Here is a 13327-nt window from a genome sequence, read left to right as displayed (position 1 = left end):
GTTTGCGTCAATGCTCGCAGGTCAGGTTGCGGATTTCTTGCTCATGCTGATAATAAACAACAGCGCGGCGCACAGCACCACTGAAGGCCCCGCCGGGGTATCGTAGAATGCTGAGAAGGTCAATCCACCCGTTACCGCAATTATCCCCACGCCAACTGCCACGCCTGCCATTTGCTCCGGCGTGCGGGCAAAGCGACGCGCCGTCGCTGCGGGGATAATCAACAGCGAAGTGATAATCAGCGCCCCAACAAACTTCATCGCGACGCCAATGGTCAGTGCGGTGACCAGCATTAAAAGCAACTTCACCCGCTGTAGCTTCACGCCATCAACAAAAGCCAGATCCGGGCTGATAGTCATCGACAGCAGGTTGCGCCATTGCCAGAACAGAATCGCCAGCACGATAACGACGCCGATAGCGATTGAAATCAAATCTTCAGGCGTCACTGCCAGCAGATCGCCAAACAGGTAGGCCATCAGGTCAACGCGCACGTTCGACATCAGGCTGACGACCACCAGACCCAGCGACAACGCGCTGTGCGCCATAATCCCCAACAGAGTATCTATTGCCAGATGAGGGCGTTTCTCCAGCCATACCAGGCCGCCCGCCAGCAGCAGCGTCACAACGATAACCGCATAGAAAGGGTTGACGTTCAGCAGTAAACCAAAAGCGACTCCGAGCAGAGAAGCGTGAGCAAGAGTATCGCCGAAGTAGGACATACGGCGCCACACGACGAACGAACCGAGCGGGCCTGCCGCACAGGCGAGCATAACGCCAGCCAGCCAACCGGGTAAGAGTAATTCAATCATCAGCGGTCATTTCCCCGACGCAGTACAATCCGCCCCTGCAGGTCGTGGCGGTGATTATGATTATGACGATAAATTCCCAGCTGTTCCGCGCCGCGCTGGCCGAACATTGAGATAAATTCCGGATGCATGGAGACCACTTCCGGCGCGCCGGAACAGCAGATATGTTGGTTCAAACACAATACTTCATCGGTTTTCGCCATTACCAGATGCAGGTCGTGGGAAACCATCAGCACGGCGCAGTTAAGCTCCTGGCGCAGTTGGTTAATCAGATCATAGAGCGCCACCTGGCCGTTGACGTCCACGCCCTGGGTCGGCTCGTCGAGCACCAACAGTTGCGGTTGATTGAGTAAAGAGCGAGCCAACAAGACGCGCTGCGTTTCGCCGCCGGAGAGTTTTTGCATTGGAGCGTCGATCAGATGGCCTGCCTGAACGCGTTTTAGCGCGGGCAGAATGTCCCGTTTATGGGTACCCGGACGCAGGCGCATAAAGCGGCTGACGGTCAGCGGCATGGTGGCATCAAGGTGAAGCTTTTGCGGGACATAGCCAATACGCAGGTGACCATCCTGTTTGATAACACCGTCAGTTGGTGCTACCAGACCAAGAACAACTCGCACAAGGGTGGATTTGCCAGCACCATTAGGGCCCAGCAAGGTTAAAATTTTGCCTGGCTTTAAGGAGAGCGAAATGTCAGACAGCACGCGCCTTTGGCCGAAGACCACCGAGACGTTTTCCAGAGTTATTAGATTTGTCATGTCAAATTAAGGGTTGCACAAGCGAGTGAATGTTATAATATCACATCTTTCTCATTCATTACGATGATTAGACTCATTATGTTACATAAAAATACGCTTCTTTGCGCTGGACTTAGCGCCGCTTTTTTGTTCGCCCATTCACCGTTGGTAAATGCCGCAGTTGTCACCTCGCTTAAACCGCTCGGCTTTATCGCTTCAGCCATCGCCGATGGCGTAACGGATACCCAGGTTTTGCTGCCCGATGGGGCCTCAGAGCATGATTATTCACTGCGTCCATCAGATGCAAAACGCTTACAGAACGCAGACTTAGTTGTCTGGATTGGTCCTGAGATGGAAGCGTTTATGGATAAGTCAACGCAAAGCATTGCGTCGAATAAAAAGGTGACGATTGCCCAACTTGACGGCGTGAAACCGTTGCTCATGAAAGGGGCAGACGATGACGACGACCATGATGGTCACGATCATGCTGCCGGTGAAAAAAGTGACGATGATCACCATCATGGCATCTATAACATGCATCTATGGCTTTCCCCAGAGATAGCGCGGCTATCGGCGGTTGCAATCCACGATAAATTATTGGAACTTATGCCGCAGAGTCGAGCCAAATTTGACGCCAACCTGAAGGATTTTGAGGCAAAATTAGCCGCAACCGACAAACAGGTGGGGACCGAGCTGGCACCGCTGAAAGGGAAGGGATATTTCGTTTTTCATGATGCCTATGGCTACTTTGAAAAACATTACGGTTTGACCTCATTGGGCCACTTTACCGTCAACCCTGAAATACAGCCTGGTGCGCAGCGTTTACACGAAATCAGAACACAGCTGGTTGAGCAAAAAGCAACTTGCGTTTTTGCTGAGCCACAGTTCAGGCCAGCGGTTATAGAAGCTGTCGCCAGGGGAACATCCGTGCGCATGGGAACCCTGGATCCACTTGGAATCGGAATTAAGCTGGGTAAAGAAAGTTATCCGCAATTCCTGAGCCAAATGGCGAATCAGTATTCAAGCTGCCTGAAAGGAGAATAACGAGGAAGTGAATACGTGCAACAGATAGCCCGCGCTGTCACTCAGGCATTTAACAATCTGCCACGACCTCACCGCGTTATGCTGGGGTCACTTAGCGTTCTTACCTTAGCGGTCGCCGTCTGGCGACCCTATATCTATCACCATCCAGAATCCGCACCTATTGCCAGAACTATCGAGCTGGAGAAAAGCGAAATTCGCTCACTGCTGCCGGAAGCCTCAGAACCCATCGATCAGGCGGCGCAGGAAGAAGAAGCCATCCCACAAGATGAACTGGATGATAAAGCGGATAGTGATTCTGGTGGTCACGAGTACGTGGTATCCACAGGCGACACGCTCAGCAGCATTCTTAACCAGTACGGCATTGATATGGGCGATATCGCGCGGCTTTCCTCGGCAGATAAGGAACTGCGTAATCTGAAAATCGGCCAGCAACTCTCTTGGACTCTAACGGCGGATGGCGATTTGCAAAGCCTGACCTGGGAGATGTCGCGCCGTGAAACCCGAACCTACGACCGGGTAGCCAACGCTTTCAAAATGAGCAGCGAACTGCAAAAAGGCGATTGGGTCAACAATGTACTGAAAGGTACCGTTGGTGGCAGCTTCGTCTCCAGCGCCCGCGATGCAGGCCTCACCAGCACCGAAATCAGCGCGGTCATCAAAGCCATGCAGTGGCAGATGGATTTCCGTAAACTGAAAAAAGGCGATGAATTTTCGGTCCTGATGTCGCGTGAAATGCTTGATGGCAAACGCGAGCAGAGCCAACTGCTTGGCGTACGTTTGCGTTCCGACGGCAAAGATTACTTCGCGATTCGCGCCGAAGATGGCAAATTCTATGACCGCAACGGTACCGGGCTGGCAAAAGGCTTTATGCGCTTCCCGACCGCGCGTCAGTTCCGCGTTTCATCGAACTTTAACCCGCGTCGTCTTAACCCTGTTACTGGCCGTGTCGCCCCGCACCGCGGCGTCGATTTTGCGATGCCTCAGGGGACGCCGGTGCTGTCAGTGGGTGATGGTGAAGTGGTGGTGGCTAAACGCAGCGGCGCAGCAGGTTACTACGTTGCCGTTCGTCACGGTCGGACCTATACCACGCGCTATATGCACTTGCGTAAGCTGCTGGTGAAACCCGGTCAGAAGGTGAAACGCGGCGACCGCATTGCGCTATCGGGCAATACCGGGCGTTCTACCGGCCCGCATCTGCACTATGAAGTGTGGATTAACCAGCAGGCGGTTAACCCGTTGACGGCGAAACTGCCACGTACAGAAGGGCTTAGCGGTTCCGACCGTAAGGATTATCTGGCGCAGGCAAAAGAGGTTATCCCACAGCTTCGATTTGACTAACAACCCGCCAGTTAAAGCCGGTGCTCATAGTGCGCCGGCTTTTTCTTTTGTACGTTACCCAACGTATCGCTAAACTAAGCCATTATCTTTATTGAGCGGAACTTCTGCGGATTGGGCATGGAAACGAAAAAAAATAATAGTGAGTTTATTCCAACGTTTGAAAAATCCTTTTTACTGCCGCGCTATTGGGGCGCCTGGCTGGGGGTTTTCGCATTCGCCGGTATTGCCCTGACGCCAGCCTCGTTTCGCGACCCTATTCTGGGCAAGCTGGGCCGTTTCGTTGGTCGCCTCGCAAAGAGTTCGCGCCGCCGGGCGCAGATCAATCTGCTGTACTGTTTCCCGGAAAAGAGCGAGCAGGAACGCGAAGAAATTATTGATGAGATGTATGCGTCTGCGCCGCAGGCGATGGTGATGATGGCTGAACTGGGCCTGCGTGACCCGCAGCGAATTCTTTCCCGCGTTGACTGGCAGGGCAAAGAGATCATCGACGAGATGCAGCGTAATAATGAGAAAGTGATCTTTCTGGTACCTCATGCCTGGGGTGTCGATATTCCAGCGATGCTGATGGCTTCCGGCGGGCAAAAAATGGCGGCGATGTTCCATAATCAGGGCAACCCGGTATTTGACTACGTCTGGAACACCGTACGCCGTCGTTTTGGCGGACGAATGCATGCGCGCAATGATGGCATAAAGCCGTTTATTCAGTCGGTGCGTCAGGGCTACTGGGGGTACTACTTGCCGGATCAGGATCACGGTGCTGAGCACAGCGAGTTTGTCGATTTCTTTGCCACTTATAAAGCGACGCTACCGGCGATTGGGCGTTTAATGAAAGTGTGTCGCGCCCGCGTTGTGCCGCTGTTCCCGGTTTATGATGGCAAAACGCATCGCCTGACGGTGCTGGTGCGCCCGCCAATGGACGACCTGCTGGAGGCGGACGATAACACTATCGCCCGGCGGATGAACGAAGAAGTCGAAATTTTCGTCAAGCCCAATACCGAGCAATACACCTGGATCCTTAAGCTGTTGAAAACCCGTAAGCCGGGCGAAATTGAGCCATATAAGCGCAAAGAGCTGTATCCGAAAAAGAAGTAATCCGCGTTTACGCGTTGCGGACGAAAAAAAACCTGCCGGCGAACGCTGGCAGGTTTTTTTATGGCAGAGAAAATTACTCGACGGTCAGGATGCGGGTGGTGTTGGTGGTACCGATGGTGCTCATTACATCACCCTGGGTCACGATAACCAGGTCGCCGGTGACCAGATAGCCTTTATCACGCAGCAGATTCACTGCGTCATGGGCTGCGGCGACGCCATCACTTTCGCTGTCGAAATGAACCGGGGTCACGCCGCGGTACAGTGCTGTCAGGTTCAATGTGCGTTCATGACGAGATAGCGCAAAAATCGGCAGGCCGGAGCTGATGCGCGAGGTCATCAGTGCGGTACGGCCAGATTCGGTCATGGTGATAATGGCCGTGACGCCTTTCAGGTGGTTGGCCGCATACATTGCTGACATCGCAATGGCTTCTTCCACATTGTCGAACTGGATGTCCAGACGGTGTTTAGAAACGTTGAGGCTAGGGATTTTTTCCGCACCGACGCAGACGCGGGCCATCGCGGCAACGGTCTCTGACGGGTACTGGCCTGCGGCGGTTTCTGCTGACAGCATTACGGCGTCGGTCCCATCCAGCACGGCGTTCGCCACGTCCATAACTTCAGCGCGGGTTGGCATCGGGTTGGTGATCATTGACTCCATCATCTGAGTCGCGGTAATGACTGAACGGTTCAACTGACGAGCGCGGCGGATCAATGCTTTCTGAATGCCGACCAGTTCCGGATCGCCAATTTCTACGCCGAGATCGCCACGGGCGACCATCACGACGTCGGATGCCAGAATCACATCATCCATTGCGTCCTGGCTGCAAACCGCTTCCGCACGCTCTACCTTGGCAACGATTTTAGCATCGCAGCCGGCATCGCGCGCCAGGCGGCGTGCGTAGTTCAGGTCTTCGCCGCAGCGCGGGAAGGAGACGGCCAGGTAATCAACGCCAATTTTTGCGGCGGTAATAATATCGGCTTTGTCTTTATCAGTCAGTGCTTCTGCTGAGAGGCCGCCGCCGAGTTTGTTGATGCCTTTGTTGTTGGACAACGGCCCACCAACGGTGACTTCGGTGAACACTTTCAGACCCTGCACTTCAAGCACTTTCAGCTGTACGCGACCATCATCCAGCAGCAAGATATCGCCCGGAACCACATCAGCCGGCAGGCCTTTATAATCGATACCGACTTTCTCTTTGTCGCCTTCACCTTTACCCAGGTTAGCGTCAAGCAGGAATTTATCGCCGATATTGAGGAAGATTTTACCTTCTTTGAAGGTAGATACGCGGATTTTCGGACCCTGTAGGTCTCCGAGAATCGCAACATGACGACCCAGTTTTGCCGCAATCTCACGAACCTTATCCGCACGGATTTGGTGATCTTCCGCGGTACCGTGAGAGAAGTTCATACGTACCACGTTAGCGCCAGCGGCGATAACCTTCTCAAGGTTGTTGTCGCGATCGGTTGCCGGGCCTAAGGTGGTAACGATTTTGGTTCTGCGAAGCCTTCTGGACATGTAATACTCCGTTGACTGAAACAACTTTGGTGTTGCGTGAACATGGATTCGGTAGCGCCAGCGAGCAAAGTTGCTATGCCAGAACATTACCGACGGTGTAATAGGTTACTGCTTTGTTTCTACTTTTATTGGTCATTGCTGTGTACACTGAGCTCTTTATCAAAGCGCGATTCCTTGAGCGCTTCCTTGACCCTCTTCAAGTTATCTCTGAATTTTGCGCCCCGACGCAGGGTAAAGCCGGTTGCCAGCACGTCAATCACCGTCAACTGCGCCAGCCGGGAGACCATCGGCATATAGATATCGGTATCTTCCGGGACATCCAGCGTAATGGCTAACGTTGACTCGCGAGAGAGCGGCGTGCCGGGAGAGGTAATAGCGATCACCATAGCATCGTTTTCACGGGCTAGCTGCGCTAGCTCCACCAGGCTTTTGGTCCGACCTGTGTGTGAGATAATCACCACGACGTCGTCGTCATTACAGTTCATACAACTCATGCGTTGCAGAACAATGTCGTCGGAGTAAATGACCGGTACGTTGAAGCGGAAAAATTTGTTCATCGCATCGTGGGCGACGGCGGCTGAAGAGCCGAGGCCAAAAAAGGCGATTTTTTTGGCCTGTGTTAACAGATCGACCGCACGATTGATGGCCGACATGTCGAGAGAATGGTGGACCTGATCTAAACTGGCCATTGCCGATTCAAAAATCTTCCCCGTGTAGGCCTCTACGCTGTCGTCTTCGTCGACGTTGCGGTTAACATAGAGTGTCCCGTGTGCCAGGCTTTGGGCCAGATGCAGTTTGAAATCCGGAAAACCACGGGTTTCTAGGCTGCGGCAAAAACGGTTAACAGTCGGCTCACTAACGCCAGCTTCAAGGGCCAGGGCCGCGATGCTCGAATGAATGGCCTGCGCGGGGGTTGCAAGGATGACTTCCGCCACTTTGCGTTCAGATTTGCTAAGGTGTTCCAGTCGGGACTGGATTTTTTCCAGCATGTTCATTATTAACAAGGCGCTCATCAATGGAAACGATTTCATTAATGGGTGAAATCATCAGGCGTTTTAGCAAGAATATACCTCTCCGTAGTCGGAAACGGTGAGGAATGACCTTAAAAAATGTTGTTTTTTTTCATTACATGATCAGAGTCGTATTTTAGTAACTGAGAATCGGTCGAAACAACGAACAATATTAGCCGTATGCCCAAAATGTCGCCCTTTATTTTTCCCCCTGTGCGATTTAGCCGCGGGAACCGGGGCTGAGGGTTTCGGGAAATTCGTAAACACAGTACGATGCAGTGAAAGAAAATTACAAATATAGCCTGGCACAAGCACCAGTCTATCAACTAAGGAGAATGACATGGCGGTAACGCAAACGGCCCAGGCATGCGATCTGGTCATTTTCGGCGCGAAGGGTGACCTGGCGCGACGTAAATTGCTGCCTTCCCTGTATCAGCTTGAGAAAGCTGGCCAGCTTCACCCTGACACTCGCATCATCGGTGTTGGGCGTGCCGACTGGGATAAAGACGCTTACACCAAGGTAGTACGTGAAGCGATGGAAACCTTCATGAAGGAAAAAATTGATGAAGGTTTGTGGGATACCCTGAGCGGGCGTCTGGACTTTTGTAACCTTGATGTCAACGACACCAAAGCATTTACCCGCCTGGGTAAAATGCTCGACCAGAAAGAGCGGGTCACCATCAACTACTTCGCCATGCCGCCAAGCACGTTTGGCGCGATTTGCAAAGGACTGGGCGAAGCGAAACTGAATGCCAAACCGGCGCGGGTAGTGATGGAGAAACCGCTGGGTACCTCCCTTGAAACCTCCCGCGAGATCAACGATCAGGTCGGTGAGTTTTTCGAAGAGTGCCAGGTCTACCGTATCGACCACTATCTGGGCAAAGAGACGGTGCTGAATCTGTTGGCCCTGCGTTTCGCCAACTCGCTATTCGTCAATAACTGGGATAGCCGCACTATCGATCACGTCGAGATCACCGTGGCGGAAGAGGTCGGTATTGAAGGCCGCTGGGGTTACTTCGATCAGGCCGGGCAGATGCGCGATATGATCCAGAACCACCTGCTGCAAATTCTGTGCATGATTGCGATGTCGCCGCCGTCGGACCTGAGCGCTGACAGCATCCGCGATGAGAAAGTAAAAGTGCTGAAGTCTCTGCGCCGTATCGACCGCACCAATGTGCGTGAAAAAACGGTACGCGGCCAGTACTCTGCCGGTTTTGCGCAAGGCAAAAAAGTGCCGGGCTACCTTGAAGAAGAAGGCGCGAATAAAGCCAGCCATACCGAGACTTTTGTGGCTATCCGCGTGGATATCGATAACTGGCGCTGGGCGGGCGTGCCGTTCTACCTGCGTACCGGCAAGCGTCTGCCGACCAAGTGCTCTGAAGTCGTGGTTTACTTCAAAACGCCGGAACTGAACCTGTTTAAAGAAACCTGGCAGGAGCTGCCGCAGAACAAATTGACCATTCGTCTGCAGCCTGACGAAGGGGTCGATATTCAGGTACTGAACAAGGTTCCTGGGCTTGATCACAAGCACAACCTGCAGATTACCAAGCTGGATCTGAGCTACTCAGAAACCTTTAATCAAACGCATCTGGCAGATGCTTATGAGCGTTTGCTGCTGGAAACCATGCGCGGTATTCAGGCGTTGTTCGTGCGTCGTGATGAAGTGGAAGAGGCGTGGAAGTGGGTTGACTCCATTACCGAAGCCTGGGCTGCCGATCGTGATGCGCCGAAGCCTTACCAGGCGGGCACCTGGGGGCCGGTCGCCTCCGTGGCGATGATCACCCGCGATGGCCGTTCATGGAACGAGTTTGAGTAACCGACAGGCTAATCCGGTTGAGTTATTTTACCGGTAACATGATCTGACGCAGAAAGTCGCGTAATTTTTAATCTTTTAAGCTCCGGGAGGATTCACCCCCGGAGCTTTTTTTATTACACTGCACTCAGTATTTTGCCCCTGAGCCCCGGTACTGGTGCCTTAAGCACCAAGAGACATCGTCAGAACGCTGTGGCCGGACAGATGAAATTTGAGGAGCCTTTATGAATTCTGAAATGTTACGGGTAACAAATCGCATTATCGAACGGTCACGCGACACCCGCAGCGCCTACCTCGCACGGATTAACCAGGCCAAAACTGACACCGTCCATCGTGCCCAACTGGCCTGCGGTAACCTGGCACACGGCTTTGCCGCCTGTCAGGCGGATGATAAAGCTTCGCTGAAAAGCATGCTGCGCAATAACATCGCCATCATCACCTCTTATAACGACATGCTGTCCGCCCACCAACCCTATGAATATTATCCGGATATTATCCGTAAAGCGTTGCACTCAGCTAATGCGGTTGGCCAGGTGGCGGGTGGCGTTCCGGCGATGTGCGATGGCGTGACGCAGGGACAGGACGGGATGGAGCTGTCGCTGCTAAGCCGCGAGGTTATCGCCATGTCTGCCGCGATCGGCCTGTCGCATAATATGTTTGACGGCGCGCTGTACCTGGGGGTTTGCGACAAAATCGTCCCTGGCCTGACCATGGCAGCGCTTGCATTTGGTCATTTGCCGTCCATCTTTATTCCGTCCGGCCCGATGGCCAGCGGTCTGGCGAACAAAGAAAAAGTACGCATCCGCCAACTGTACGCGGAAGGGAAAGTCGACCGCATGGCGCTGCTGGAGTCTGAAGCCGCCTCTTACCATGCACCGGGCACTTGCACCTTCTACGGCACCGCCAATACCAACCAGATGGTGGTTGAGTTTATGGGGATGCAATTGCCGGGATCATCATTCGTACATCCGGATGCGCCGCTGCGTGAAGTATTAACCGCTGCTGCTGCCCGCCAGGTAACCCGCCTGACCGGTAACGGTAATGAGTGGATGCCGCTGGGCAAAATGTTTGACGAAAAAGTGGTGGTCAATGGGATTGTGGCGCTACTGGCGACCGGTGGCTCCACCAACCATACCATGCACCTGGTGGCGATGGCGCGTGCGGCGGGGATCATCATCAACTGGGATGATTTCTCTGACCTCTCAGACGTGGTACCGCTGCTGGCGCGTCTTTACCCGAACGGCCCGGCGGATATCAACCACTTCCAGGCGGCGGGCGGCGTACCGGTATTGGTACGCGAGCTGATGAAAGGTGGCCTGTTGCACGAAGACGTTAACACCGTGGCCGGCTTTGGTCTCTCTCGCTACACCATGGAACCGTGGCTGAATAACGGCGAACTGGACTGGCGCGAAGGGGCGACCGCGCCGCTGGACGACCAGGTTATTGCCACCTTTGACAAACCGTTCTCTCGCCATGGCGGCACTAAAGTGCTGAGCGGCAATCTTGGTCGCGCGGTGATGAAAACTTCCGCTGTACCGGTAGAAAACCAGATTATTGAAGCGCCGGCGATTGTGTTTGAGAGTCAGCATGACGTGCTGCCAGCCTTTGAAGCTGGGCTGCTGGACAAAGATTGCGTGGTAGTGGTTCGTCATCAAGGGCCAAAAGCGAACGGCATGCCAGAATTACATAAACTTATGCCGCCACTTGGTGTATTATTGGACCGCCGTTTCAAAATTGCGCTGGTGACCGATGGTCGACTTTCCGGCGCATCAGGTAAAGTTCCATCAGCAATCCACGTGACGCCTGAAGCGTACGATGGTGGTCTGCTGGCGAAGGTGCGTGATGGCGATATCATCCGCGTCAATGGCCAGACCGGCGAACTTACGCTGCTGGTGGATGAGGCTGAACTGGCTGCGCGTCAGCCGCATATTCCTGACCTGAGCGGTTCGCGTGTGGGAACCGGCCGGGAAATGTTTGCTGCGCTGCGTGAGAAACTCTCCGGAGCGGAACAGGGCGCAACCTGCATCAATTTTTAAGACGATTCGATTTATAGATCTGGCGAGAGAAAATCTGATGAAAAACTGGAAAACAACTGCAGAAGCAATCCTCACCTCCGGCCCGGTTGTACCGGTAATCGTGGTGAAAAAACTGGAACACGCTGTGCCGATGGCGAAAGCGCTGGTTGCAGGCGGCGTACGCGTACTGGAAGTGACTCTGCGTACCGACTGCGCAATGGACGCTATCCGCGCGATCGCTAAAGAAGTCCCGGAAGCGATTGTTGGTGCGGGTACCGTCACTAACGTTGAGCAACTGAAAGAAGTCACCGAAGCTGGCGCGCAGTTTGCCATCAGCCCGGGCCTGACCGAATCCCTGCTGAAAGCGGCAACCGGCGAAGGCACCATTCCGCTGATCCCGGGGATCAGCACCGTATCCGAGCTGATGCTGGGTATGCAGTATGGCCTGAAAGAGTTCAAATTCTTCCCGGCTGAAGCTAACGGCGGCGTGAAAGCGCTGCAGGCGATTGGCGGCCCGTTCGCGCACATTCGTTTCTGCCCGACTGGCGGCATTTCTCCGGCTAACTATCGCGATTATCTGGCGCTGAACAGCGTAATGTGCATCGGTGGTTCATGGCTGGTGCCAGCGGATGCGCTGGAAGCCGGTGATTACGACCGTATTACCAAACTGGCTCGCGAAGCGGTAGAAGGCGCGAAGTAATCTTCGCGCTTTAAACTGAGGCCCGGTCTGCGCAAGCTACCGGGCTTTTATATTTTATCCTGTCACCACGACCGCCGCTGCCGCCGTTTTGGCGCGCGCAACCGCTTCATCAACGTTATCTGCTATCGCCAGCGTCACGCCCAGTCGACGCGAACCGTCAATTTCCGGCTTGCCAAACAGACGCAGTTGCAGACCTGCGCCAACCGCCGCCTGGATATTACTGAAGGTGACGTTCTGGCTACTTAACTGCGGCAGGATCACCGCCGAGGCCGCCGGGCCGTACTGGCGGATTGCGCCAATCGGCAGGCCGAGGAAGGCGCGAACGTGCAGGGCGAACTCTGATAAATCCTGCGAAATCAGCGTGACCATGCCGGTGTCGTGCGGGCGTGGTGAGACTTCGCTAAAAATCACATCATCACCGCAGACGAACAGCTCGACGCCGAACAGGCCGTGACCGCCCAGAGCCAGCACCACTTCGCGGGCTATTTCCTGCGCACGTTCCAGCGCCAAATCGCTCATCTGCTGTGGCTGCCAGGATTCACGATAGTCGCCATCTTCCTGACGATGACCGACCGGTGCGCAGAAATGTACGCCATCCACGGCGCTCACGGTCAGCAGGGTAATTTCAAAATCAAAATTCACCACGCCTTCAACGATAACGCGACCGGCTCCGGCGCGCCCGCCTTGCTGTGCATACTGCCAGGCTTCAGCCAGCTGTTCGCTGGAGCGAATAAAGCTCTGACCTTTGCCGGAAGAACTCATCACCGGCTTGACGATGCACGGCAGGCCGATCCCTGCCACAGCTTCACGAAACGCCGCTTCGCTATCGGCAAAACGATAGGCTGAGGTCGGTAGCTTCAGCTCTTCGGCAGCCAGGCGACGGATTCCCTCGCGGTTCATGGTGAGCTTTGCCGCCCGCGCGGTAGGGACGACCTTTTGCCCGGCTTGCTCCAGCGCCACCAGGGTATCGGTGGCGATAGCTTCAATTTCCGGTACGATGAAGTCTGGTTTTTCCTGTTCGATTAGCGCCTGCAAGGTTTCGCCGTGCAGCATATTGATGACATGTGAACGGTGCGCTACCTGCATCGCTGGCGCGTCCGGGTAACGGTCGACGGCGATGGTTTCAATCCCCAGGCGCTGGCATTCGATAGCCACTTCTTTACCCAGTTCGCCGGACCCCAACAGCATTACCTTTGTTGCCGCAGGGCGCAGCGCCGTGCCTAATACAGTCATAACTCTCTTCCGCAGTAAAAAAACATGC

At 54.3% G+C, this 13327-nt stretch carries 11 protein-coding genes; 6 read left to right on the top strand and 5 right to left on the bottom strand.

Annotation, left to right across the window (positions count from 1 at the left end; genetic code table 11):
• Positions 1–21 precede the first annotated feature (21 nt).
• Positions 22–807 carry a zinc ABC transporter permease subunit ZnuB gene (gene znuB / locus HV127_RS25345; RefSeq protein ID WP_182239610.1) on the bottom strand — a complete coding sequence of 262 codons (786 nt, stop codon included), beginning with the start codon at positions 805–807 and terminating at the stop codon, positions 22–24.
• Positions 807–1559 carry a zinc ABC transporter ATP-binding protein ZnuC gene (gene znuC, locus HV127_RS25340; protein WP_181485783.1) on the bottom strand — a complete coding sequence of 251 codons (753 nt, stop codon included), beginning with the start codon at positions 1557–1559 and terminating at the stop codon, positions 807–809. Before znuC ends, znuB begins: the two co-directional genes overlap by 1 nt.
• Before the next feature lie 78 nt (positions 1560–1637).
• Between znuC and znuA the strand changes: the two genes are divergently transcribed.
• The 3 genes from znuA (at position 1638) to lpxM (ending at position 5012) form a co-directional block, all read left to right on the top strand.
• Positions 1638–2582 (top strand): zinc ABC transporter substrate-binding protein ZnuA, encoded by a 945-nt coding sequence (gene znuA / locus HV127_RS25335; protein WP_182239608.1) that lies wholly within the window; start codon positions 1638–1640, stop codon positions 2580–2582.
• A 15-nt stretch (positions 2583–2597) separates the two neighbouring features.
• Positions 2598–3920, top strand: a complete 1323-nt coding sequence (gene mepM, locus HV127_RS25330) for a murein DD-endopeptidase MepM (RefSeq protein WP_181485785.1) — start codon at positions 2598–2600, stop codon at positions 3918–3920.
• A 117-nt stretch (positions 3921–4037) separates the two neighbouring features.
• Positions 4038–5012 carry a lauroyl-Kdo(2)-lipid IV(A) myristoyltransferase gene (lpxM, locus tag HV127_RS25325; RefSeq protein ID WP_110274306.1) on the top strand — a complete coding sequence of 325 codons (975 nt, stop codon included), beginning with the start codon at positions 4038–4040 and terminating at the stop codon, positions 5010–5012.
• A gap of 73 nt (positions 5013–5085) precedes the next feature.
• On the opposite strand, the gene pyk is transcribed toward lpxM, so the two are convergent.
• Positions 5086–6528, bottom strand: coding sequence for a pyruvate kinase (pyk, locus tag HV127_RS25320; protein ID WP_110274305.1), 1443 nt, complete (start codon positions 6526–6528; stop codon positions 5086–5088).
• Positions 6529–6653: 125 nt separating this feature from the next.
• The gene (locus HV127_RS25315) at positions 6654–7559 is read right to left on the bottom strand and encodes a MurR/RpiR family transcriptional regulator (RefSeq protein WP_167492752.1); all 906 of its coding nucleotides are present in this window, start codon (positions 7557–7559) and stop codon (positions 6654–6656) included.
• A 319-nt stretch (positions 7560–7878) separates the two neighbouring features.
• Between HV127_RS25315 and zwf the strand changes: the two genes are divergently transcribed.
• From zwf to HV127_RS25300, 3 genes are all read left to right on the top strand, one after another.
• Positions 7879–9354, top strand: coding sequence for a glucose-6-phosphate dehydrogenase (gene zwf / locus HV127_RS25310; RefSeq protein ID WP_110274303.1), 1476 nt, complete (start codon positions 7879–7881; stop codon positions 9352–9354).
• A gap of 221 nt (positions 9355–9575) precedes the next feature.
• Positions 9576–11387 carry a phosphogluconate dehydratase gene (gene edd / locus HV127_RS25305; RefSeq protein ID WP_142514106.1) on the top strand — a complete coding sequence of 604 codons (1812 nt, stop codon included), beginning with the start codon at positions 9576–9578 and terminating at the stop codon, positions 11385–11387.
• A gap of 37 nt (positions 11388–11424) precedes the next feature.
• Complete coding sequence (locus HV127_RS25300) at positions 11425–12066, top strand: bifunctional 4-hydroxy-2-oxoglutarate aldolase/2-dehydro-3-deoxy-phosphogluconate aldolase (protein WP_182239606.1); 642 nt, start codon at positions 11425–11427, stop codon at positions 12064–12066.
• Between the two features lie 54 nt (positions 12067–12120).
• Here HV127_RS25300 and purT read toward each other — a convergent pair whose 3' ends face one another.
• The gene (purT, locus tag HV127_RS25295; RefSeq protein ID WP_182239604.1) at positions 12121–13299 is read right to left on the bottom strand and encodes a formate-dependent phosphoribosylglycinamide formyltransferase; all 1179 of its coding nucleotides are present in this window, start codon (positions 13297–13299) and stop codon (positions 12121–12123) included.
• Between the last annotated feature and the right edge of the window lie 28 nt (positions 13300–13327).

Origin of the sequence: Klebsiella sp. RHBSTW-00215, from assembly GCF_014103785.1 — a bacterium.
Classification (GTDB): Bacteria; Pseudomonadota; Gammaproteobacteria; order Enterobacterales; family Enterobacteriaceae; genus Klebsiella.
Note: the sequence above shows the minus strand (reverse complement) of the source record. Positions and strands in the feature narration are given on the sequence as shown.